Origin of the sequence: Enterobacter adelaidei (genome assembly GCF_041937165.1) — a bacterium.
Taxonomy (GTDB): domain Bacteria; phylum Pseudomonadota; class Gammaproteobacteria; order Enterobacterales; family Enterobacteriaceae; genus Enterobacter; species Enterobacter adelaidei.
In genome coordinates, this window is sequence record NZ_CP154353.1 from 3,301,234 (window position 1) to 3,322,935 (window position 21,702).

Here is a 21,702-nt window from a genome sequence, read left to right on the forward strand (position 1 = left end):
GATTTTTCTTTTCAGCGCCAGAGGTCATGAGAATGGGTTATCAGCCGGACAAAAATCGTTATCAGACAATGCAGTACCGTCGCTGTGGACAGAGCGGCCTGAAATTGCCAGCCATCTCCCTTGGGCTTTGGCATAACTTCGGTGACGCCACGCTTATCGAAAACAGCCGTCAACTTTTACAGCGCGCCTTCGATCTGGGCATCACACATTTCGATCTTGCTAATAACTATGGCCCGCCCCCGGGATCGGCTGAACGTAATTTCGGACGTATTTTGCAGGAGGAATTCCTGCCATGGCGCGACGAATTGATCATCTCAACCAAAGCGGGCTATACCATGTGGGAAGGCCCTTACGGTGACTGGGGGTCACGCAAATATCTGCTGGCAAGCCTGGATCAAAGCCTGAAACGTATGGGACTGGAGTATGTTGATATCTTCTACCATCATCGTCCTGACCCACTCACGCCGCTGCATGAAACAATGAAAGCGCTTGACCATGTCGTGCGTCAGGGAAAAGCGCTGTATGTCGGGTTATCCAACTATCCCGCTGAACTGGCTCGTAAAGCAATAGATATCCTTGAAGACCTTGGTACGCCCTGCCTGATCCACCAGCCGAAATACTCTATGTTTGAACGCGCGCCGGAAGAGGGTTTGCTGGATGTACTGCTGGAAAAAGGGGTCGGGTGTATTCCCTTCTCGCCACTGGCAGGAGGTCAACTAACCAACCGCTATCTAAACGGTATACCTGCAGACTCACGTGCGGCGAGTGGCAGTAAATTCCTTAATCCTGACCAGATCACTGAAGAGAAGCTGGTTAAGGTCAGAAAACTGAACGCTCTGGCGGAAAGCCGCAGCCAGAAGCTGTCTCAGATGGCGCTGGCCTGGATCTTACGCCATGAATCGGTGACATCTGTACTTATTGGGGCAAGCAAGGCCGCCCAGATTGATGACGCCGTGGGCATGCTGGAAAACCGCCATTTTTCAGATGAAGAACTGAACATAATTGAAGGGATCCTTGGCAGTTCAAATTAAAAGCGCTTTTAGCAAAAAGTGCTCTCATTCATGAATTCGGAGTTCAGGCGATGAAACGAGGCTTTACCAACTCGTAATATTGAGTTAACAGGCCCAACGAAGGCCCCGATCGTGAAGGAGAAAGAGTATGTTCAGGTCACTGATTCTTGCAGCGGTATTACTGGCTTCGGCCCCGCTGATCGCCACTGCGGGCGAAATCACCCTGTTGCCATCCGTAAAATTACAAATTGGCGATCGTGACGATTACGGCAGATACTGGGACGGCGGCTATTGGCGCGACCGTGACTACTGGCATCGTCATTATGAGTGGCGTGGAGATCGCTGGTGGAAACATGATAACGGCAGACACCGTGGCTGGTATAAAGATAATGCCTATGAGCGCGGTTACCGTGAAGGCTGGAACGATCGTGACGACCACCGTGGCGGCTGGGGTCGCGGTAAAGGTCACGGCCATGGCCATGGCCACCATTAATGCAAAAAGGAGCCTCACGGCTCCTTTTTCTTTATTAAACCTTACAGACCTAACACTGTTCCAATCAACAACCACAGGTTCAGCGCCACCACCACCACGACTATGGCCCAGCCGGTTCTTTTGACCAGCGTTGTGTTAACCAGGTCGCCCATCAGGGTTTTATTGCTGGTAAAGATCAGCAGCGGCACCAGCGCCAGCGCGATACCAAAACTCAACAAAACCTGACTCATGACCAGGATCCTCGTTGGATCGAGCCCCATCAGAATCACGATAAATGACGGCAGCATCGTGACAGAGCGGCGCACCCACAGTGGAATATGGAAACGAACAAACCCCTGCATGACCACCTGCCCTGCCAGCGTCCCCACAACCGTAGATGAGAGACCAGCGGCCACCAGACTCAGACCAAATATCGTGGCAGCAGCATGGCTCAGTAACGGCTCCAGTGTGAGATAAGCCTGATCGAGATCGGCAATCCCGGTGTGCCCGTTAAAGTGGAAAGCGGCCGCGGCAGTCGCCATCATCGCCAGATTCACAAAACCAGCAATTGTCATGGCGATAGCCACATCCCATTTGGTCGCAGAGTAACGTTCTTTACGCGTGCCGCCGTGGAGGTGCTGAGTCAGCGAAGAGTGCAGATAAATGACATGCGGCATGATGGTCGCCCCCAGCACACCGGCGGCCAGAAATACGGCTTCAGAGGTTGGCAGACTTGGGATCACCATCCCTTTACCGAGCTGAGCCAGATTGGGTTGTGAGAAAATCAGCTCGACAATATAGGCCGCAGCGACAAACAACAGCAGACCGCCAATAACTTTCTCCAGCGGTTTTTGCCCCCGACGCTGTAACATCAAAATCAGGAAGGTGGCGATCCCGGTCAGTACCGCCCCCTGCAACAGCGACACACCCAGAATCAATTTAAAGCCGATCGCCGCACCGATAAATTCAGCGAGATCGGTCGCCATGGCGATGATTTCGGCCTGAACCCAGTAGAGCCAGACCGCCGGGCGCGGGTAATGGTCACGAATTTGCTCAGCCAGGTTTTTACCCGTGGCAATCCCAAGCTTTGCGGAGAGCATCTGAATCAGCATCGCCATCAGGTTAGCCCAGACGACCACCCACAGCAGTTTATAGCCAAAGCTCGCCCCGGCCTGAATATTGGTCGCAAAATTGCCCGGATCGATATAGCCAATGGCAGCAATGAACGCAGGTCCCATTAATGCGAACCGCAACTTGCGCGCTGCTCTGCCACTGCTACCCTCTACGCGACTGTTTGTCATTTCTGCCTCTGAAAATATAGCCTTTGCTATGTTTAATGCTATCAAAATGAGAATGATTATCAAGATCATTTGTGAAGTTTACAGTGATTTCTCTGATAGCTTTGGACGATAGACAGGCGGGTAAGCTGAGGGCGACCTGACAAAAACTGAAATCGCGCGCTCTTTTGTGAAGACTAGCACACAAACTTAACTTTTCACTCATTTACCTAACATAACAAAAATGTATTGTGGATCACTAATTTTGAGACTCGTCACAGGATGTAACTATAGTGTGCCCTTGATCTCGTTTTCTTTTCCTTCGTTACATAGAATGTGCAAGAAAATTAAACCTGCCTCAAATTTGGAGCAAATATGGACCGCGTCCTTCATTTTGTCCTGGCACTTGTTGTCGTTACTGCACTTGCATTGCTGGTCAGCACAGACCGCAAAAAAATTCGTATTCGTTATGTTGTCCAACTGCTGGTCATTGAAGTTTTACTCGCCTGGTTCTTCCTGAACTCCAACGTGGGGCTTGGCTTCGTAAAAGGCTTCTCCGAAATGTTCGAAAAACTGCTCGGGTTTGCCAACGAAGGGACAAACTTCGTCTTCGGTAAAATGAACGACGAAGGTCTGGCGTTCTTCTTCCTGAAGGTGCTGTGCCCAATCGTCTTCATCTCTGCGCTGATCGGTATTCTGCAGCACATCCGTGTTCTGCCGTTTATTATTCGTGGAATTGGTTTCCTGTTATCCAAAGTAAACGGTATGGGTAAGCTGGAATCATTCAACGCCGTCAGTTCCCTGATCCTTGGTCAGTCTGAGAACTTCATCGCGTATAAAGATATTCTCGGTAAGATGTCCCGCAACCGCATGTACACCATGGCGGCAACCGCAATGTCTACCGTTTCCATGTCTATCGTGGGCGCGTATATGACCATGCTGGAGCCAAAATACGTGGTTGCTGCACTGGTTCTGAACATGTTCAGCACCTTTATCGTTCTGTCACTGATCAACCCGTACCGCGTTGATGCCAGCGAAGAGAACATCCAGATGTCAAACCTGCACGAAGGTCAGAGCTTCTTCGAAATGCTGGGTGAGTACATTCTGGCAGGTTTCAAAGTGGCGATTATCGTTGCCGCCATGCTGATCGGCTTCATTGCCCTGATTTCTGGCCTGAACGCCCTGTTCGCTGCGGTTCTGGGCATCTCCTTCCAGGGTATTCTGGGCTACATCTTCTACCCTATTGCATGGGTGATGGGTGTTCCGGCTCACGAAGCACTGCAGGTGGGCAGTATTATGGCGACTAAACTGGTGTCTAACGAATTCGTTGCGATGATGGATCTGCAGAAGATTGCCAGCACCCTTTCTCCACGCGCGGAAGGCATTCTGTCCGTGTTCCTGGTTTCCTTCGCTAACTTCTCATCCATCGGTATTATCGCCGGTGCGATTAAAGGTCTGAACGAAGAACAGGGTAACGTGGTTTCTCGCTTTGGCCTGAAACTGGTTTACGGCTCTACGCTGGTAAGCGTCCTGTCTGCTTCTATCGCAGCACTGGTACTGTAAGGTTTACTGTTAAAACACAAACCGGGAGCCTGGCTCCCGGTTTTTTTATGCCCGCAATTCTTCCAGCGGTGTAGGTTTGCCTATCAGGTAGCCCTGCAGGTAATCCACGCCGAAGCTTAGCAGCATCTCGCGCTGAGCTGGTGTTTCCACATATTCAGCCACCACACACAGAGATTTTGTCTTCGCCAGATTACACATCGACTGGACGATCATCGCATCCATGTCGTCAGTACAAATATCTTTTACAAAGCAGCCATCAATCTTAATGATGTCTGCCTGCAGACGTCTGAGACGCTCATAGTTCGCGTAACCCGTACCAAAGTCATCAATGGCGATCCGGAAACCGTAATCCCGCAACTGTTGGATATTGTTGATACTGCTTCCTGAATTCGAAAAGGCCTGCTCCTCAGTGATTTCGATAATGACGGCCTGAGGGGCTATACCATACCGTTCGAAGAGGGCGCAAATCTCACTGGCCACCTCTTTTTGCATCAGCGTCAACGGCATCAGATTGACAGAAAAACGGGCACCGGCATGCGCCGCAGGGTGATCGCGCAGCCACACCAGTAACTTTTCCATTACACACATATCAAACCGATGACTGAGGTTGAATTGGGCAATCAACGGAATAAAGCGATCGGGAGTAATGATCTCCCCTTCGCTTTCCATCCGCGCCAGAATTTCGTAGTACCCACTCCCGTCAGCCTTCTGGATAGGCTGCGCGTATAAATGAAACTGGCCCGCGTCCAGGGCGTGTTTAATGCGCGCTAACATCAGAACACGTTCTGTCGTTTGTCCTGATGCCGCTTCAAGACTATTCGTGAGCGCAAGAACGTTATGCGCGCCGCAGGATTGCTCTGCCAGCCAGCTCAGTTGCCCCAGCGTGTGGTGTAACTTTTCGCCGTTTTCGACCATCCCCCAGGACGCGCCAAATTCAATATCCAGCCCGGTGTTGTTCCAGTAAATCTTACGACTGTTCAGCCGATCAACCATATGCTGAAGGCGCTCAGCTGTTCCCGGGCCTAGCAATACCAGTACCAGTTCGCTGCCAGGTAACTGGAATAGGGACTCATCTTTCTGCAGAAGTGGCTGAAGCGACGTGGCGATCGTTCGTTTGCAATGGACACGCATGAGCATCCCGTAGTGGCGGCTCAAAAATTCCAGGTTATCCATACGCAGAATGCTAACTTTTGCATCAGGATGATTCTCAAGATAATCCTCCAGCGCACGAATATTGGGCAAACCCGTCAGCGGATCGGTCAGCGCCCGGCCCTGCCAGCCCCGTTTTAACCACTCGCTGCGCTGATAAATGCGCGACATGTAAAGCAAACAGATGGCGAAAGAGATAAGCACGGAGAGGATAAAGGAGAGCGAATGGCCCGATTCAACCCCATTAAGGAAGTTATAGTTGTAGGTCAACAGCAGGAGTGCAGATACGGCCCAGAGCAAAGAGATAAGCGCATAGGTCAGGCGACTTATCGCTAACGTAAAAAGAATAAAAATCAGCGGCATCAAATAGCCCGCAATGACGGGAGATTCAAAAGGTCCACATAAAATGACGAGAATGAAACTTAAAAACATCAGCCAGACAAAAATATACAATGAATTTTTGTGAAGAAACACAGGCTTTACGCTTCGCCGCCAGAACGTGATGGCATAGCGAGGATTAACTATCATTCTTAATGGGTAATAGAACATCATGGTAAAAATCAACGCCGCGCAGATCAGACTTTGAATATCCACCACATTGTAAATTACCGTTCCTTCGCCGAAGAAGGTTGAAATTGTCACCGGGAAATCAAACAAATAGCCTGCCATATACATCGACAGCTTAATACCTATTGGCACGATAAAACCGAGCCAGAATATACGTAAACCGATGTGCTTGTTAGGGATACTGTAACGCCAACGCTTACCCAGCATGAGGCGTAGCAGACCGCACGCTGCGAACAACGCGAAGGTCTGACAAAACAGTAAAACTGAATATTGTAGTGGCGCTAAATTAACATAAAATAAATTAGTGACAGTAAAACCTAACAAAACAGGAAGAATTGCCCTGCGTCCAAATAACAGAATTACCGCCAGCATAACGCTTAGCGGTAACCATGCTAAATAAACGTCATGACCATTAACAATTGCGCGCGGAGAGAGGAAACGGGAGAAAGGTACCGCAATCAGGCAAAGCGCCAGGGCAATCATAAATATCTTTACGTTATTGTAAGTTTTTCTATTCATTAAGCTGATGAGTATATTATCCGTTCGTATCATTGACCGGATGGATAATATGTTTATTAATTGCGCGAAGCAAGTTCAAGTCTAATTATGGACGGGTTTATTGCTTTCGATTGAGGTGAGGTACAGGAATATATCTATTTTTATAACAAAATGTAGTAGTGCGTGTTACAAGCGCATAAAAAAAGCCCTCGTCTTTTGACGAGGGCTTAAAATTTTGGTGGAGCTAAGCGGGATCGAACCGCTGACCTCTTGCATGCCATGCAAGCGCTCTCCCAGCTGAGCTATAGCCCCACATGTTACTTTACTGACCGCACTCTGTTGGGTTCAGAGTTTGGTGGAGCTAAGCGGGATCGAACCGCTGACCTCTTGCATGCCATGCAAGCGCTCTCCCAGCTGAGCTATAGCCCCATCGTAAAGCTGTCATGTTGACGGGCGGCATAATATGAATTCCGCTGCGGAGTGTCAACGGCAAAATCAATGACCGCCGCTCAATCGCCGAAAAATCATGCAAATGAATCACTTTGCGAGCTTGCTCGCAGTCATGAGTTAAGCCTGTCACGTTTTCACGTAAAACGGTGCTATAAAATGAACCGTTAATTATCCCTACAAATATTCAGGAAATTGCATGATCAAGGAACGAATGACGCCAGAAGAGTTAGCCTTGCTCACTGGCTATAGCCGCCAGACCATCAATAAATGGGTACGTAAAGAGGGTTGGATTACATCACCAAAACCGGGAGTCCAGGGTGGGAAAGCGCGTCTGGTACATGTGAACGAAAAAGTACGTGACTTTATCCGCAGCGCACGCCGGGCAACTGAAACGTCTGATATACCAGAAGGTGCCAACCAGGATGGTTCGCTTCACAACCTACTCCTGACGCTGGCCAATGAAATGACACCGGAAGAGCAGAAGCAAATGACATCGCTGTTACTGCGGGAAGGGATAACCGGATTGTTGCAACGTTTAGGGATTCGCGACCAGAACTAATATGAAAAGATTACGTAGTAAAATGACCACGGAAGAGCTGGCGGAGAGTTTGGGTGTTGCCCGACAGACCATTAATCGTTGGATACGTCAACAGGGTTGGAAAACCGAAGGGCTCAATGGCGTAAAAGGCGGTCGGGCGCGGCTAATCCATATCGATGCGCGCGTGAAGGAACATATTATGAGCCTCCCGGCAATCCGTACTCGTCAGGCGGTTTACCATCTGGCAGAAGTCCCCCCATCATACAGTGCCCCCTCTTCAAACCTGCGTTCGGGCATTATCGAAACGCTGGAGAGTATGACCCAGCTAGAGCAGAAGCGTCTGGACACATTATTGAAACGTGAAGGTATTCGCGGCTTTCTTACACGCCTGGGTATTGCTGAATCAAATACATAAAAAAACGGCAGGTTACCCTGCCGTTTCTCGTCCTGAAGACTTAATTACTGCTGATTTTCGCGTTCAGAGATAAAGTCCAGTGCCTTGTTAATACGCGCTACACTGCGCGACTTGCCGATGGCATGGACAGTCACATCCAGCGCCGGGGACTGGCCCGCACCGGTCACCGCAACGCGCAATGGCATGCCTACTTTCCCCATGCCGACTTCCAGCTCATCAGCAGTTGCCTGAATAGCGTGATGCACATTTTCCGCAGTCCATTCGGTAAGAGCCGCCAGTTTGTCACGCACCACTTCCAGCGGCTGACGCGCAACCGGGCGCAGATGTTTCTTCGCGGCGTCCGCATCGAACTCATCAAACTCTTCATAGAAGTAACGGCAGCTTTCAGCGATCTCTTTCAGCGTTTTGCAACGCTCGCCGAGCAGTTTCACCAGGTCCGCCAGCTCTGGGCCAGTGCGGGTATCAATATTTGCCTGCTCAATGTGCCACTGCAGATATGTCGCGACATATTCAGGCGGCATGGTATTGATGTAATGGTGGTTCAGCCACAGCAGTTTGTCGGTATTAAATGCACTCGCCGATTTGCTCACAGAGCTCAGAGAGAACAGATTGATCATCTCTTCGCGACTGAAGATCTCCTGGTCACCGTGAGCCCAGCCCAGTCGCACCAGGTAGTTCAACAGCGCTTCCGGCAGATAACCATCGTCACGGTACTGCATGACACTGACCGCGCCATGGCGTTTAGACAGCTTTTTACCGTCGTCGCCATTGATCATGGAGACGTGCGCATAAACAGGCACTGGTGCGTTCAGCGCCTTCAGGATGTTGATCTGACGCGGGGTGTTGTTGATATGGTCTTCACCACGAACAACGTGCGTAATTTCCATATCCCAGTCATCAACCACGACGCAGAAGTTATAGGTTGGAGAACCGTCGGTACGGCGGATGATCAGGTCGTCCAGCTCCTGATTGCTGAATTCGATCGGGCCACGGATCTGGTCGTCGAAGATCACTGAACCCTCTTGCGGGTTAGCAAAACGCACCACGCATGGCTCATCAGCAGCATGTTCGCTATGGTCATGGCGGCAACGACCGTCATAACGTGGCTTCTCACCGTTCGCCATCTGCTCTTCACGCAGCGCGTCCAGACGTTCTTTGGAGCAGTAGCACTTATACGCCGTGCCCGCGACCAGCATCTCATCAATCACAGCGTTATAGCGGTCGAAACGTTTGGTCTGGAAATACGGGCCTTCATCCCATTCCAGATTCAACCAGTTCATACCATCCATGATGGCTTCAATTGCTTCCGGCGTAGAGCGCTCAAGATCGGTATCTTCAATACGCAGGACGAACTCACCTTTGTTGTGACGAGCAAAAAGCCAGGAATAGAGAGCAGTACGAGCACCACCGACGTGCAGATAGCCTGTCGGGCTCGGCGCGAAGCGAGTTTTGATTTTCATGAAATGGCCTTACGTTATAAAGATGCCGGTATTCGGCAAATCCTGGGGAAAAAACGATGGGCAATATTCTATCACTGTGGGGGGATTCCTCAATGTTGATCCCTTTATCGTGACCGAGTTTGCTATTTTTGTTTAGAAATCATGCTCCACCGCCCATTTCGCGATCGTTTTGTTTAATTTTACGACGAACGAATAAAAACTTTAGAAAATGCGTTGACTCATTTTCAACTCTCCCTATAATGCGACTCCACACAGCGGGGGTGATTAGCTCAGTTGGTAGAGCATCTCCTTTACACGGAGGGGGTCGGCGGTTCGAGCCCGTCATCACCCACCATCTACTTCACGTAGACTCGCAGTGTAGATAAGAATTGAGATTGGGCGATTAGCTCAGTTGGTAGAGCATCTCCTTTACACGGAGGGGGTCGGCGGTTCGAGCCCGTCATCGCCCACCATTCTCACCTTATCAAAGCAGTTCCGAAATGGGCGATTAGCTCAGTTGGTAGAGCATCTCCTTTACACGGAGGGGGTCGGCGGTTCGAGCCCGTCATCGCCCACCATTTCGGGTCGTTAGCTCAGTTGGTAGAGCAGTTGACTTTTAATCAATTGGTCGCAGGTTCGAATCCTGCACGACCCACCAATGTAAAAAAGCGCCCTAAAGGCGCTTTTTTGCTATCTGTGATTTACATCATCGTTAAAGTTGCAATCAACCTTTCTACTGCGGGTGTTGCCTGCTTCGCGTCATATACCACATACAGATCAGCCGGTATGCGCTCGCGCAAAGGGCGGAAGACCACGCCTGGCCACTGCATTTGCGCGTAACTGTCAGCGGCAAGCGTAATCCCCATCCCCATACTAATCATCGCCAGTACCGTCTGTGGTTCAACAGCTTCGCGTACAATCATCGGCGAGAACCCGGCCTGCTGGCATACGCGATGTAAAAATGCCCAGTCAGAATGTGCTGAAGGCATGGTGACAAAATACTCATCCTGTAGCTCTGAGAGCGTAATAGATGATTCGCTGACCAGTCGGTGATCTTCCGGCATTGCAACAAGAAAAGCGGCATCACGCAATCGCACGCTGGTAAACCCGGCGGTGGGTTCAGTTGCCATTCGCCAGATCCCGACATCCAGCTCACGACGTTCAAGCAAAGCCATTTGCATGACCGGCGATTTTTCGCGAAAAACAACATCAACATTCGGATGCTCTTTCAGGAAAGCGCGCATGACCGTGCGCACCTCGCTCCACATGGCGGTACCGACAATCCCCAGCTCAATGCGCCCCGCCTCACCCCGGCCAATTTGCTCGACGCGAGCCAGCGCCTGGTTTGCACTGGCGAGCAGCCGACGGGACTCTTCCATCAGCACTTTACCGGCATGCGTCAACGCGACACTCCGCGAGTGGCGAATAAACAGTAACGTCCCCAGTTGGCTTTCCAGCTCTTTAATATGCAGGCTTAACGGCGGCTGGGACATATTAAGACGGGCCGCAGCCCGCCCAAAATGCAATTCTTCCGCCACGGCAAGAAAATAACGCAGCAGCTTGAGATCGGTCCGATAGACGCGTTCCATCAAAACATATCCTGGCGATAACATTTAAGCGTCTACCTTAAAGCCTTTCATCGTCCACAGGAAAAATTTAGTGCGCAACTGTGCGCATCTCGCTGTTTTTACTGATGTGGTGATAGTGAAAGCTGAAATAAAACACCACAGCAAGCACCAGCGCATAGGCCGCAAACACCAGCCAGATGGTCTGCCAGTCCTTAACCCCATCCACCGAGAAGTAATCGACTGCCATACCGCTTAACACGGACCCGAAATAAGCACCAATACCGTTAACGGTGGTCATAAACAGCCCTTGCGCGCTGGCACGGATATCAGAGCTCACCTCCTGCTCAACAAACACCGAGCCGGAAATATTGAAGAAGTCGAACGCACAGCCGTAGACAATCATTGAAAGCATGAGCAACGCAAAGCCTGTTGCGGACGGATCGCCAAAGGCAAACAGCCCAAACCGCAACATCCAGGCCACCATGCTCATCAGCATGACGGTTTTAATACCAAATCGTCTGAGGAAATATGGGATAGTCAGAATGAAGAACACTTCTGACATCTGCGAGACGGAGAGCAAAATGGACGGGTATTTGACGATAAAGCTCTCCGCATACGCCGGATTCCGTGCAAAATCATGCAGAAAAGGACTGCCAAACGTGTTGGTTATCTGCAGCACGGCGCCCAGCAGCATCGCGAATAAAAAGAACACCGCCATGCGGGGTTGTTTAAACAGGATAAATGCATTGAGGCCCAGTTTACTTGCCAGAGACGGAGACGTTTTTGTCGTCGCAACCGGAGTGGCCGGTAGCGTCAGAGAGTAGATTGCCAGCAGCAGGGATGCAGCAGCTGCTATATAGAGCTGCACGTTGCTGAGCTCCGCCCCCATCAGGCTGATGGCCCACATCGCGGCAATAAATCCCACGGTGCCATACACCCTCACTTGCGGAAAATGGCTTACCGTATCCAGCCCTGACTGTTCAAGGCAGGAGTAAGAAATCGTGTTCGACAACGCAATCGTGGGCATAAAGGCCATCGCATTCACCAGCATGACCCAGAACATTAACCCGGGTTCATTGACCTGCGCGGCATAACAGAGGGCAACGGCACAGACGAGGTGGCAAATCACGTATGCACGGTCTGCTCGCAGCCATTTGTCGGCAATAATCCCCACCAGAGATGGCATAACAATTGCGGCCAGCCCCTTGGAACTGTAAACCATCCCCACGTCGGAGCCGGTAAAATGTAGAGTGTTAATCATGTAAGCGCCGAGGGTAACCAGCCAACTCCCCCAGATAAAATATTGCATAAAGGACATCATCTTTAAGCGAGTCGTGATGTTCATATTCCATTCCTTATAGCAGTGTGGCCCTCACGGGCCACTTTATTGTTTTAATCAGGCAATATGGCGAAGAAAACCGCAGATAAGGTTGATGAAGTTCTGGCGGGAAAGCTCAGCTGCAGCCAGTGTTTGTTCGTGTGAGAGTTTTACCTCGCCCAGACCTTCAGCAAGATTCGTAATTGCAGAAACGGCCACCACTTTCAGGTTACAGTGACGTGCAGAGATCACTTCCGGCACCACAGACATGCCCACCACGTCGCCACCGATAATTTGCATCATGCGGATCTCCGCTGCAGTCTCGAAGTTGGGGCCAGGATAAGAGACAAACACGCCTTCATGCAGAGGGAAGCCCTCCTTCGCGGCCACGGTTTGCAAAACGGCACGGTAGTTTGCGTCGTAAGCATTAGCCAGCGAGAAGAAGCGATCACCAAAACGTTCATCGTTTAGCCCCACCATCGGCGTTCCCGGCATGGTGTTGATATGGTCACTCAACGCAATCAGGCTTCCGGGCTTAACGTCTTTACGCAATGAGCCCGCAGCATTGGTGCTAAACAGCAGCTCGCAACCCAGCAGTTTGAACGTGCGGATCGCATCGGTCATGACGGTCATCCCGCGGCCTTCATAGAAGTGACCCCGCCCTTTCATACAGGCAACAGGTACACCGGCAAGATGTCCCAGGACCAGCTCACCGGCATGACCGTGAACCGTACTCACAGGGAAACCCGGCAGCTTTTCGTAGCTCAGAGAAACGGCGTCTTCAATCTGGTCGGCTAGTGCGCCAAGGCCAGAACCGAGAATGAACGCAACGCGCGGCGTGAAATTCGGTTTAGCGGTGCGGATGATGTCCGCGCAGTACCATGGGTTATTTGAGAGGGTCATAAAGGCTCCTTGAGAATTAAGATCGCGATATCACGGATCGCATGACCTTAGTCTTATATCTGGAGCCTGCGGTTTACCTCCAATACACTTTCACAGCACCATCAATACTGATTGTGTATCAATGTACCTCCCTGCCAGATATGGCAGTTTTGCTCAAGCTAATCCCGTCGGTGCCGATACCTCTGTTTTATAGCGAGATGAAATACTATGTCGACGATTCAGGTGACTACACCCTCAGTACAAACCAGCAATAGTGGAAGTAATCATTCTGGTAACAATGATATTGCTGCGCAAATAAACCGCATTAAAGAGCAGATCACTAAGCTTACTCAGCAGCTAAAAGAGCTACCAGAGAGTACTGGCAGTACGGAAGAAAAGAAAAAACAACAGGAACTCATTCAGGCGCAGCTTAAAGTGCTGCAGGCCCAGCTTGCCGCGCTGCAGCGTCAGCAGGCCGAAGAAGCCCAGAAGAAACAGGATCAAAAGCTGGGTAAAGTGGAAGGTGTGAATAGCCCGTCAGATAATCATCAGATTGATATCTACATCTAATCTTCTGATGCGTTAAACAGTGGGTCGCGTATGCGGGCCTCGGTTAATCGTTGCGCCTGGATACGCACCACTTCCCAGATGGCCTGTGCCGCCCCCGAGAGTGAACGATTTTTTCGCCGCACCAGCATCAGCTTTCGCTCGACAACAGGCACCAATCGCTTCACGGACAGCCGACTTCCCTGTGGCAGGGGAAGTGCCAGGGCGGGCAACACGCTGATACCAATGCCAGCTTCCACCATAGGAAACAGCGTCGCCGGGTGACCAATCTCCTGCACGATCGTTGCCTTTACTCCCTGAGTCACCAGCGCAGAATCAATCAGCGGACGGCTGCCCGAGGCATAATCCTGCAATACCAGGTTCGCTCCCTGAAGAGACTGCCAGCTGACTACCGGTAATACTGCCAGCGGATCGTCGTCCCGGCAGAGCAGCAAAAAGGGCTCAGAAAGTACGCTTTCGCACGCCAGATCGCTCACCTGACCTGGATCGATCACAATCCCAAAATCCACATCCCCCTGTCGGATGCTTTCCAGCACCCACTGTTGCGGTCTGTCATGTAAAACAAAATCAATATCCGGGTAGCGGTGGTTTCCCTCGGCAATACACTGCGGGATAAGGTGGGCAGAGATCGTCTGGCTGGCAGCGACCCGCACCGTACCCGAAAGTTGCTGTCCCAACCGCCCAACATCCCTGAGCGTACTGTTCAATTCATCAAGTAACCGATCGAGGCGCAAGGCCAGCTGCTGCCCGGCTTCAGTCAACACAACTTCGCGCGTGGTGCGGTCAAGTAACCGCACACCCGTTTGACTCTCCAGCTCTTTCACACTGTGACTCACCGCCGACTGGCTCAGGCCAATCATCTCCCCTGCCCGGCTGAAGCTGCGGGCGTTTGCCACGGTGACAAAAATGCGAAGCTGACGTAAGGAATAATTCATCTGTTTAATTCATAAATGGATGCAATAAATCAATTTTATTTCTCAAATGGAAAAAAGCACAATAGCGACATCTGTTTTCAGGAGTCATTATGAAACTATTTCGTATTGTTGATCCGTTTACGCTTACCCTGGTTGCTACCGTTTTACTGGCCTCTTTCTTCCCCGCTCGCGGGGGATTTGTTCCGTTTTTTGAGGGGCTAACGACGGCCGCCATCGCACTGCTGTTCTTTATGCACGGCGCAAAACTCTCCCGCGAAGCCATTATCGCTGGTGGTAGCCACTGGCGACTACACCTCTGGGTGATGTGCAGCACGTTCATTCTGTTCCCCATTCTCGGCGTTCTGTTTGCGTGGTGGGCTCCGGTTAACGTCGACCCGGCGCTCTACACCGGTTTCCTGTATCTGTGCATTCTGCCAGCCACCGTGCAGTCCGCCATTGCCTTCACCTCGCTGGCAGGCGGTAACGTCGCGGCCGCAGTCTGTTCGGCGTCGGCATCCAGCCTGTTAGGGATTTTCGTCTCCCCATTGCTGGTGGGTTTGCTGATGAACATGCACGGCGCGGAAGGTAACCTTGAGCAGGTGGGTAAAATCTGTCTGCAGCTGCTGCTGCCGTTTGTCCTGGGGCATCTCTCGCGTCCGTGGACGGGCGCGTTTGTGGCAAAGCACAAAAAATGGATCTCAAAAACCGATCAGTCGTCAATTCTGCTGGTGGTCTATTCCGCTTTCAGTGAAGCGGTGGTAAATGGGATTTGGCATAAGGTCGGCGCAGGCTCACTGCTGTTTATCGTGGTGGTCAGCCTCGTCCTGCTGGCGATTGTAATTGCGGTTAACGTCTTTGTGGCACGCAAGTGCGGCTTCAACAAAGCGGATGAAATTACGATTGTGTTCTGCGGTTCGAAAAAGAGCCTGGCGAACGGTATCCCGATGGCCAACATTCTGTTCCCGACCTCGGTGATTGGGATGATGGTGCTGCCGCTGATGATTTTCCATCAGATCCAGCTTATGGTCTGCGCGGTGCTGGCGCGTCGTTACAAGCGCCAGACTGAAAAACTGGCGCAGGAAGAGACCCGCACCGCAAAAGCTTAAGGGCGTTTCAGGGGCTGAACCAGCTGGGTCAGCCCCTCAGTTTTGATCAGTAGCGTGATAGCCATCAACTCACCCAATCGCCCTGCCGGGAATTCATCCTTACGGGCAAACCACAGCAGATACTCTTCCGGCAAATCGATCAGCCTGCGGCCTTTATATTTACCGAACGGCATCTCGGTGTTGGCGATCTCAACGAGTTGCTCTTTCTCCACGTTATTCTCCTAACAGACGCATCATTTCCGCTTCGTCGATCACCGCAATGCCGAGCTCCTGGGCTTTCGCCAGCTTCGAACCCGCCGCCTCTCCGGCAATCACCAAATCGGTTTTCTTCGACACGCTGCCCGCCACTTTGGCCCCCAGCGCCACCAGACGCGCTTTCGCATCGTCACGTGAAAGCTGGCTCAGGCTGCCGGTCAGCACCACCGTTTTACCGGCGAACGGACTGTCGATCTCTTCGGCATTAACCACCACCGGTGCCGGCCATTTGATGTCCTCTTCCAGCAGCTTGCCGATGACTTCGCGGTTGCTCTCTTCAGCAAAGAAGTTAAAGACATGCGTGGCAACAACAATTCCAACATCCGGGACTTTCTGCAATTCGTCGATGCTCGCTTTTTCCAGCGCGTCCAGCGTACCAAAGTACGCTGCCAGCCCCGCAGCCGTTGCTTCGCCGACTTCACGAATACCCAGCGCGTAGAGGAAGCGTGCGAAGGTCGTCTCTTTCGCGGCTTCCAGAGCATTCACGATATTCTGCGCTGACTTAGGCCCCATGCGATCAAGCCCCGTCAGTTTACCCGCCGTCAGCCTGAAGAGATCCGCCGGCGTGTGGACATACTCTTTCTCAACCAGCTGATCGATAATTTTATCGCCCATGCCATCGACGTCCATCGCCCGACGGGAGACGAAGTGCTTCAGCGATTCTTTACGCTGCGCGCCGCAGATTAAACCGCCCGTACAGCGCGCCACCGCTTCACCTTCCACACGCTCAACGTCCGAGCCGCATACCGGGCAATGGGTGGGAAAAATAATCTCGCGCGTATCATCAGGACGTTCTGACTCAACAACGTTAACCACCTGTGGAATAACATCGCCCGCGCGGCGAATGACCACTTTGTCGCCAATACGCAGACCAAGACGCTCAATTTCATCGGCGTTATGCAGCGTGGCGTTACTCACCAGCACGCCCGCCACCTGCACCGGCTCCAGACGGGCGACCGGGGTAATGGCTCCCGTACGTCCCACCTGGAACTCCACGTCGCGGACAAAGGTCATCTGCTCCTGAGCAGGAAACTTAAACGCCACCGCCCAGCGCGGAGCACGCGCAACAAAGCCTAACTGCTCCTGAAGCGCTAACGAGTTAACCTTAATGACGACGCCATCAATATCAAAGCCGAGCGTTGGACGGTCCTCTTCCACCTTGTGGTAGAAGGCCAGTACTGCTTCCGGGGAGTCGCAAAGCTGAACACGGTTGCTCACCGGCAGGCCCCACGCTTTAAACTGCAGCAGACGTCCGAGGTGCGTATCCGGTAGCTCGCCCCCCTCCAGAATCCCTACGCCGTAGCAGAAGAAAGTAAGCGGTCGCTTCGCGGTGATGCGTGGATCAAGCTGGCGCAGAGAGCCTGCCGCCGCATTACGCGGGTTAGCAAACACTTTCCCACCAGTGCGGCGCGCTTCGTCGTTGATTTTCTCGAAGCCCGCCTGGGGCAGGAACACTTCACCGCGCACTTCCAGTCGCGCAGGAATGTTCTCACCCTGCAGTTTCAGCGGGATCGCGCGGATAGTGCGCACGTTGGTGGTGATGTCTTCCCCGGTGGTACCATCACCACGAGTTGCCGCACGCACCAGCACGCCGTTTTCATAGAGAAGACTTACCGCAAGGCCGTCCAGCTTCAGCTCACAGCACCAGGTAAGGTTATCGCTACTTTTAAGGCGATCCTGCACACGCTTATTAAACGCGAGAAAACTCTCTTCATCGAAGACGTTGTCCAGCGACAGCATCGGCACTTCATGACGCACCTGGCTGAAAGCCCCCAGCGGCTCAGCGCCGACGCGTTGGGTGGGTGAATCGGGTGTGATGAGTTCCGGATGCTGAGCCTCTAATTCGCGGAGTTCGCGCATCAGACGGTCATACTCCGCATCCGGTAATTCCGGCGCGTCCATAACATGATAGAGATATTCATGATGGCGAAGCGTGGTTCGCAGTTCAGTGAGTTGTTGTTCGATTGAGTCCATATCGCACCATCAATGAGAAAAAACCCCCGACATGCGGGGGTTGAGGAGGAGTCGAAGTAAACGCGACGATTACGCGTTGGCTTCCTTAACTTCGCGGATGCGGTCCTGATACTCGCGCAGCTTCTGCGGGGTCATCATTCGACGCTGATCGTCGAGCACCACACCACCCACTTCATCAGCGATGTGCTGAGCGGATTGCAGCATCAGCTTAAAGTTCTGCAGTTCGTCACCATAGGACGGCACCTGCATAAAGATTGTGACACCCGGCGTCACGAAATCACCGGTCATTTCCGGGTCAAAGGTGCCAGGATTGACCATATTGGCCAGGCTGAACAGCGCCGGGCCACTACCGTCTGGGCTCAGGTGGCGATGGAAAATATTCATGTCGCCAAACTTGAAGCCTGCCTGCTGAATACTGTTAAGCAGCACGTCACCGTTGAGATGGCTGCCGTGATGTGCGGCAACGTTCATGATGATCACCGCTTCTTTGCGCTGCGGTTTTTCAACAACCGGTTCTGGCTCGATGACGGGCTCTGGCTCAACGTGCGGGGCCGGAGCGGGCTGCGGCGCAGGCTGCACATGCTGCTGCGGTTGTTGTACCGGTTGCACTGGCTGTTGCACAGGTTGCTGTTGAACCGGCTGAGGTGCAGCAGGCTGCTGATGGACAGGCTGTTGCGGCGGCTGGCGCACCGGCTCTTCCACAGGCTGCGGCGCTGGCTGGCGCGGCTGTGCGGAAGCATACGGCGGTTGATACTGGTGCTGCGCAGTACGGGTCGCTTCATGCTCCCCATGAGCCGCGCCGGGGGCAGTATTGACCCGATGAACACGAACTTCACCCACGCCGTCGTCGTCGCTTCCATCGATGTCATCTTCACTGTCATCGTCGTCACGACTGGACTTCATGCGCTTCAGTGGGCGATCGCGAAACATCGAGGAACGCTCTTTACGGCTGGTCCAGAAACCATGTACCAGTAAAGCGATTATGGCGATCGCGCCAACAATGATTAATATCAGACGCAAATCCTGCATCATTATATTCTCTGTTGTTCTAACACCTTGCCACCACGGCAAACATTTACTCACTAAGAGTATTTGCCGTTTACGTCAAGTGCAAGTGTGTGCAGAGCATTCACAGCATAAAGATGAAGGAAATCGTGCTTTTTGCTGGTTTTTCGAACATTTCCTAACTGGTCATTGGTCCGTAAGTGGATAATATAGGCGGGCAATTCCACTGGTTGTGAAAAAAGGAGTACAGCCTGGCTATGGTTTCAACATCTTCTTCCCCCCCTCGCAGCGGCGTCTGGTATTTTTCTCAGGGCTGGAAACTGGTCTCATTGCCGGGTATTCGACGTTTCGTCATCCTGCCTCTGTTGATCAACATTATTCTGATGGGCGGTGCGTTCTGGTGGCTGTTCACAAAGCTGGAAAGCTGGATCCCCTCGCTAATGAGCCATGTTCCTGAGTGGCTGCAGTGGCTGAACTACCTGCTCTGGCCGGTTGTGGTCATCTCGGTACTGCTGGTATTCGGTTACTTCTTTTCAACGATCGCGAACTGGATAGCCGCGCCCTTTAACGGCCTGCTGGCGGAACAGCTGGAGGCACGGCTTACCGGGGCAACGCCACCGGACACGGGCGTGCTGGGGATCATGAAAGACATTCCACGTATCATGAAGCGCGAGTGGCAGAAATTTGCCTGGTACCTGCCCCGTGCGGTTGTGCTGCTTATCCTCTATTTAGTGCCCGGTATCGGTCAAACGGTGGCTCCGGTGCTGTGGTTCCTGTTTAGCGCATGGATGCTGGCGATCCAGTACTGCGACTATCCATTCGATAACCACAAAGTACCGTTTAAAGCGATGCGCACAGCCCTGCGCACCCAGAAGGTTGCCAATATGCAATTTGGCGCACTGACCAGCCTGTTCACGATGATTCCGTTCCTCAATCTTTTCATCATGCCCGTTGCGGTGTGTGGCGCGACGGCAATGTGGGTTGACTGCTACCGTGCTAAGCACGCGTTATGGAAGTAATGCAAAAATGTGTAAACAAGGGGTGGCTTATGCCGCCCCTTATTCCATACTGTTCCCCATTATTTCCTTGCAGTATATAGATATGCGAATTCCTTACTTCCCCCTACCTGCTCAACAGGTATGCTGGGACGGTATCCCAATTTCATACAGTTAAGGACAGGCCATGAGTAAGATTTATGAAGACAACTCGCTGACTATCGGTCATACGCCCCTGGTTCGACTGAACCGTATCGGTAATGGACGCATTCTGGCGAAGGTCGAATCACGTAACCCGAGCTTCAGCGTAAAATGCCGTATTGGTGCAAACATGATTTGGGATGCTGAAAAACGTGGCGTACTGAAACCAGGCGTTGAGCTGGTGGAACCAACCAGCGGCAACACCGGTATTGCCCTGGCCTATGTTGCTGCAGCGCGTGGCTACAAACTGACGCTGACCATGCCAGAAACCATGAGTATCGAACGTCGCAAGCTGCTCAAAGCGCTGGGGGCAAACCTGGTACTGACCGAAGGCGCGAAAGGCATGAAAGGTGCCATTCAGAAAGCCGAAGAGATTGTTGCCAGCGATCCGGCGAAATATCTGCTGCTGCAGCAGTTCAGCAACCCGGCAAACCCGGAAATTCATGAAAAAACCACCGGCCCGGAAATCTGGGAAGATACCGACGGTCAGGTTGACGTGTTTATCTCCGGCGTGGGTACCGGCGGTACGCTGACTGGTGTGTCACGCTATATTAAAGGCACGAAAGGTAAAAAAGATCTGATTACTGTTGCCGTTGAACCGACCGACTCACCGGTTATCACTCAGGCACTGGCGGGTGAAGAGCTCAAGCCAGGTCCACACAAAATTCAGGGCATTGGTGCCGGCTTCATTCCGGGTAACCTGGACCTGAAGCTGATCGATAAAGTGGTCACTATCACTAACGAAGAAGCCATCTCTACCGCGCGTCGTCTGATGGATGAAGAAGGCATTCTGGCAGGTATCTCTTCCGGTGCGGCTGTTGCGGCAGCGCTCAAACTTCAGGAAGACGAAGCCTTTACCAATAAGAATATTGTGGTTATCCTTCCATCCTCGGGTGAGCGTTACTTAAGCACTGCACTGTTTGCCGATCTCTTCACTGAGAAAGAACTGCAACAGTGATGCCAGCATGTTAAAAACGCGTAAAAAAGCACCTTTTCGGGTGCTTTTTTGTGGCCTGCTTCAAAGTTTTACCCCTCCTGGCATTGATTCACCCCGTTGGGTCTGGTATTTAAACCAGCAATTATTTTGATGCGTGAAATTAATCAGTGAATGAAATAGCCTTGCTGAATCGATTTTATGATTTGGTTCAAGTCTTGCTTTCGCTGCATAATGTTTAATGACGATCGAAACGTCAGCGCTAACAATACAGGCTAAAGTTCAGTCGCCAGGCTAGACTTTAGTTCCACAACACTAAACCTATAAGTTGGGGAAATACAATGTTCCAGCAAGAAGTTACCATTACCGCTCCGAACGGTCTGCACACCCGCCCTGCTGCTCAGTTTGTTAAAGAAGCGAAAGGCTTCACTTCTGAAATCACTGTGACTTCCAACGGCAAAAGCGCTAGCGCAAAAAGCCTGTTCAAACTGCAGACTCTGGGCCTGACTCAGGGCACTGTTGTCACCATCTCTGCAGAAGGTGAAGACGAGCAGAAAGCAGTTGAGCATCTGGTAAAACTGATGGCTGAGCTCGAGTAAGTTTCC

20 protein-coding genes and 6 tRNA genes are annotated in these 21,702 nt (G+C 51.9%); 14 read left to right on the forward strand and 12 right to left on the reverse strand.

Going from position 1 to position 21,702, the window contains the following annotated elements; genetic code table 11:
• Window positions 1-32: 32 nt before the first annotated feature.
• Window positions 33-1,031: an aldo/keto reductase gene (locus AAHF05_RS16095; RefSeq protein ID WP_129324047.1), complete on the forward strand. Its 999-nt coding sequence runs from the start codon at window positions 33-35 to the stop codon at window positions 1,029-1,031.
• A 127-nt stretch (window positions 1,032-1,158) separates the two neighbouring features.
• The gene (locus AAHF05_RS16100; protein ID WP_129324046.1) at window positions 1,159-1,503 is read left to right on the forward strand and encodes a DUF2502 domain-containing protein; all 345 of its coding nucleotides are present in this window, start codon (window positions 1,159-1,161) and stop codon (window positions 1,501-1,503) included.
• Window positions 1,504-1,544: 41 nt separating this feature from the next.
• On the opposite strand, the gene AAHF05_RS16105 is transcribed toward AAHF05_RS16100, so the two are convergent.
• Window positions 1,545-2,783 carry an Nramp family divalent metal transporter gene (locus AAHF05_RS16105; protein ID WP_128348000.1) on the reverse strand — a complete coding sequence of 413 codons (1,239 nt, stop codon included), beginning with the start codon at window positions 2,781-2,783 and terminating at the stop codon, window positions 1,545-1,547.
• A gap of 351 nt (window positions 2,784-3,134) precedes the next feature.
• On the opposite strand from AAHF05_RS16105, the gene nupC reads away from it, so the two are divergent.
• Window positions 3,135-4,322 carry a nucleoside permease NupC gene (gene nupC / locus AAHF05_RS16110; protein ID WP_028016181.1) on the forward strand — a complete coding sequence of 396 codons (1,188 nt, stop codon included), beginning with the start codon at window positions 3,135-3,137 and terminating at the stop codon, window positions 4,320-4,322.
• Between the two features lie 45 nt (window positions 4,323-4,367).
• Here nupC and AAHF05_RS16115 read toward each other — a convergent pair whose 3' ends face one another.
• The 3 genes from AAHF05_RS16115 to AAHF05_RS16125 form a co-directional block, all read right to left on the reverse strand.
• Complete coding sequence (locus AAHF05_RS16115; protein ID WP_049007103.1) at window positions 4,368-6,557, reverse strand: EAL domain-containing protein; 2,190 nt, start codon at window positions 6,555-6,557, stop codon at window positions 4,368-4,370.
• Window positions 6,558-6,772: 215 nt separating this feature from the next.
• A tRNA-Ala gene (locus AAHF05_RS16120) sits at window positions 6,773-6,848 on the reverse strand.
• A gap of 41 nt (window positions 6,849-6,889) precedes the next feature.
• Window positions 6,890-6,965: transfer RNA gene (locus AAHF05_RS16125), tRNA-Ala, on the reverse strand.
• 217 nt (window positions 6,966-7,182) lie between these two features.
• On the opposite strand from AAHF05_RS16125, the gene AAHF05_RS16130 reads away from it, so the two are divergent.
• The gene (locus AAHF05_RS16130; protein ID WP_028016179.1) at window positions 7,183-7,545 is read left to right on the forward strand and encodes a YfeC-like transcriptional regulator; all 363 of its coding nucleotides are present in this window, start codon (window positions 7,183-7,185) and stop codon (window positions 7,543-7,545) included.
• A 1-nt stretch (window position 7,546) separates the two neighbouring features.
• Window positions 7,547-7,939 carry a YfeC-like transcriptional regulator gene (locus AAHF05_RS16135; protein WP_129324045.1) on the forward strand — a complete coding sequence of 131 codons (393 nt, stop codon included), beginning with the start codon at window positions 7,547-7,549 and terminating at the stop codon, window positions 7,937-7,939.
• A gap of 44 nt (window positions 7,940-7,983) precedes the next feature.
• Here AAHF05_RS16135 and gltX read toward each other — a convergent pair whose 3' ends face one another.
• Window positions 7,984-9,399, reverse strand: a complete 1,416-nt coding sequence (gene gltX / locus AAHF05_RS16140; protein ID WP_028016177.1) for a glutamate--tRNA ligase — start codon at window positions 9,397-9,399, stop codon at window positions 7,984-7,986.
• Window positions 9,400-9,657: 258 nt separating this feature from the next.
• On the opposite strand from gltX, the gene AAHF05_RS16145 reads away from it, so the two are divergent.
• The 4 genes from AAHF05_RS16145 (at window position 9,658) to AAHF05_RS16160 (ending at window position 10,036) form a co-directional block, all read left to right on the forward strand.
• Window positions 9,658-9,733: transfer RNA gene (locus AAHF05_RS16145), tRNA-Val, on the forward strand.
• A gap of 42 nt (window positions 9,734-9,775) precedes the next feature.
• Window positions 9,776-9,851: transfer RNA gene (locus tag AAHF05_RS16150), tRNA-Val, on the forward strand.
• Between the two features lie 29 nt (window positions 9,852-9,880).
• Window positions 9,881-9,956: transfer RNA gene (locus tag AAHF05_RS16155), tRNA-Val, on the forward strand.
• Window positions 9,957-9,960: 4 nt separating this feature from the next.
• Window positions 9,961-10,036 (forward strand) — tRNA-Lys (locus AAHF05_RS16160).
• A gap of 43 nt (window positions 10,037-10,079) precedes the next feature.
• Here AAHF05_RS16160 and AAHF05_RS16165 read toward each other — a convergent pair.
• The 3 genes from AAHF05_RS16165 to xapA form a co-directional block, all read right to left on the reverse strand.
• Entirely contained in the window at window positions 10,080-10,967 is an 888-nt protein-coding gene (locus tag AAHF05_RS16165) for a LysR family transcriptional regulator (RefSeq protein WP_128348005.1), read from the reverse strand.
• A 67-nt stretch (window positions 10,968-11,034) separates the two neighbouring features.
• A complete protein-coding gene (locus AAHF05_RS16170) occupies window positions 11,035-12,291 on the reverse strand; it encodes a nucleoside permease (protein WP_028016175.1) in 1,257 nt (418 codons plus the stop codon).
• A 51-nt stretch (window positions 12,292-12,342) separates the two neighbouring features.
• A complete protein-coding gene (gene xapA, locus AAHF05_RS16175; RefSeq protein WP_129324044.1) occupies window positions 12,343-13,167 on the reverse strand; it encodes a xanthosine phosphorylase in 825 nt (274 codons plus the stop codon).
• Between the two features lie 207 nt (window positions 13,168-13,374).
• Here xapA and AAHF05_RS16180 point away from each other — a divergent pair, with 207 nt between their 5' ends.
• Window positions 13,375-13,716 (forward strand): FlxA-like family protein, encoded by a 342-nt coding sequence (locus AAHF05_RS16180; RefSeq protein ID WP_129324043.1) that lies wholly within the window; start codon window positions 13,375-13,377, stop codon window positions 13,714-13,716.
• Here AAHF05_RS16180 and AAHF05_RS16185 read toward each other — a convergent pair.
• Window positions 13,713-14,648, reverse strand: coding sequence for a LysR family transcriptional regulator (locus AAHF05_RS16185; RefSeq protein WP_129324042.1), 936 nt, complete (start codon window positions 14,646-14,648; stop codon window positions 13,713-13,715). The two genes, AAHF05_RS16180 and AAHF05_RS16185, sit on opposite strands and share 4 nt — an antisense overlap.
• 89 nt (window positions 14,649-14,737) lie before the next feature.
• Between AAHF05_RS16185 and AAHF05_RS16190 the strand changes: the two genes are divergently transcribed.
• Window positions 14,738-15,733, forward strand: a complete 996-nt coding sequence (locus AAHF05_RS16190) for a bile acid:sodium symporter family protein (RefSeq protein ID WP_129324041.1) — start codon at window positions 14,738-14,740, stop codon at window positions 15,731-15,733.
• Here AAHF05_RS16190 and AAHF05_RS16195 read toward each other — a convergent pair.
• The 3 genes from AAHF05_RS16195 to zipA form a co-directional block, all read right to left on the reverse strand.
• Window positions 15,730-15,945, reverse strand: a complete 216-nt coding sequence (locus AAHF05_RS16195; RefSeq protein ID WP_003861328.1) for a DUF3820 family protein — start codon at window positions 15,943-15,945, stop codon at window positions 15,730-15,732. The genes AAHF05_RS16190 and AAHF05_RS16195 overlap by 4 nt on opposite strands.
• A 1-nt stretch (window position 15,946) precedes the next feature.
• On the reverse strand, window positions 15,947-17,962 hold the full coding sequence (gene ligA, locus AAHF05_RS16200) for an NAD-dependent DNA ligase LigA (RefSeq protein ID WP_374936386.1): 2,016 nt from the start codon (window positions 17,960-17,962) through the stop codon (window positions 15,947-15,949).
• A gap of 69 nt (window positions 17,963-18,031) precedes the next feature.
• Window positions 18,032-18,994 carry a cell division protein ZipA gene (zipA, locus tag AAHF05_RS16205; protein WP_129324039.1) on the reverse strand — a complete coding sequence of 321 codons (963 nt, stop codon included), beginning with the start codon at window positions 18,992-18,994 and terminating at the stop codon, window positions 18,032-18,034.
• 230 nt (window positions 18,995-19,224) lie between these two features.
• On the opposite strand from zipA, the gene cysZ reads away from it, so the two are divergent.
• The 3 genes from cysZ to ptsH all read left to right on the forward strand — a co-directional run bounded on the left by cysZ (window position 19,225) and on the right by ptsH (window position 21,696).
• Entirely contained in the window at window positions 19,225-19,986 is a 762-nt protein-coding gene (gene cysZ / locus AAHF05_RS16210; protein ID WP_129324038.1) for a sulfate transporter CysZ, read from the forward strand.
• Between the two features lie 163 nt (window positions 19,987-20,149).
• Complete coding sequence (gene cysK, locus AAHF05_RS16215) at window positions 20,150-21,121, forward strand: cysteine synthase A (RefSeq protein WP_014884739.1); 972 nt, start codon at window positions 20,150-20,152, stop codon at window positions 21,119-21,121.
• A gap of 317 nt (window positions 21,122-21,438) precedes the next feature.
• The gene (gene ptsH / locus AAHF05_RS16220) at window positions 21,439-21,696 is read left to right on the forward strand and encodes a phosphocarrier protein Hpr (RefSeq protein WP_000487600.1); all 258 of its coding nucleotides are present in this window, start codon (window positions 21,439-21,441) and stop codon (window positions 21,694-21,696) included.
• Window positions 21,697-21,702 lie beyond the last annotated feature (6 nt).

Bases quoted from the DNA above. Each gene is read 5' to 3' on its own strand.
- AAHF05_RS16095 (WP_129324047.1), top strand. From the start codon at position 33: ATGGGTTATCAGCCGGACAAAAATCGTTATCAGACAATGCAGTACCGT.
- AAHF05_RS16100 (WP_129324046.1), top strand. From the start codon at position 1,159: ATGTTCAGGTCACTGATTCTTGCAGCGGTATTACTGGCTTCGGCCCCG.
- AAHF05_RS16105 (WP_128348000.1), bottom strand. From the start codon at position 2,783: ATGACAAACAGTCGCGTAGAGGGTAGCAGTGGCAGAGCAGCGCGCAAG.
- nupC (WP_028016181.1), top strand. From the start codon at position 3,135: ATGGACCGCGTCCTTCATTTTGTCCTGGCACTTGTTGTCGTTACTGCA.
- AAHF05_RS16115 (WP_049007103.1), bottom strand. From the start codon at position 6,557: ATGAATAGAAAAACTTACAATAACGTAAAGATATTTATGATTGCCCTG.
- AAHF05_RS16130 (WP_028016179.1), top strand. From the start codon at position 7,183: ATGATCAAGGAACGAATGACGCCAGAAGAGTTAGCCTTGCTCACTGGC.
- AAHF05_RS16135 (WP_129324045.1), top strand. From the start codon at position 7,547: ATGAAAAGATTACGTAGTAAAATGACCACGGAAGAGCTGGCGGAGAGT.
- gltX (WP_028016177.1), bottom strand. From the start codon at position 9,399: ATGAAAATCAAAACTCGCTTCGCGCCGAGCCCGACAGGCTATCTGCAC.
- AAHF05_RS16165 (WP_128348005.1), bottom strand. From the start codon at position 10,967: ATGGAACGCGTCTATCGGACCGATCTCAAGCTGCTGCGTTATTTTCTT.
- AAHF05_RS16170 (WP_028016175.1), bottom strand. From the start codon at position 12,291: ATGAACATCACGACTCGCTTAAAGATGATGTCCTTTATGCAATATTTT.
- xapA (WP_129324044.1), bottom strand. From the start codon at position 13,167: ATGACCCTCTCAAATAACCCATGGTACTGCGCGGACATCATCCGCACC.
- AAHF05_RS16180 (WP_129324043.1), top strand. From the start codon at position 13,375: ATGTCGACGATTCAGGTGACTACACCCTCAGTACAAACCAGCAATAGT.
- AAHF05_RS16185 (WP_129324042.1), bottom strand. From the start codon at position 14,648: ATGAATTATTCCTTACGTCAGCTTCGCATTTTTGTCACCGTGGCAAAC.
- AAHF05_RS16190 (WP_129324041.1), top strand. From the start codon at position 14,738: ATGAAACTATTTCGTATTGTTGATCCGTTTACGCTTACCCTGGTTGCT.
- ligA (WP_374936386.1), bottom strand. From the start codon at position 17,962: ATGGACTCAATCGAACAACAACTCACTGAACTGCGAACCACGCTTCGC.
- zipA (WP_129324039.1), bottom strand. From the start codon at position 18,994: ATGATGCAGGATTTGCGTCTGATATTAATCATTGTTGGCGCGATCGCC.
- cysZ (WP_129324038.1), top strand. From the start codon at position 19,225: ATGGTTTCAACATCTTCTTCCCCCCCTCGCAGCGGCGTCTGGTATTTT.
- cysK (WP_014884739.1), top strand. From the start codon at position 20,150: ATGAGTAAGATTTATGAAGACAACTCGCTGACTATCGGTCATACGCCC.
- ptsH (WP_000487600.1), top strand. From the start codon at position 21,439: ATGTTCCAGCAAGAAGTTACCATTACCGCTCCGAACGGTCTGCACACC.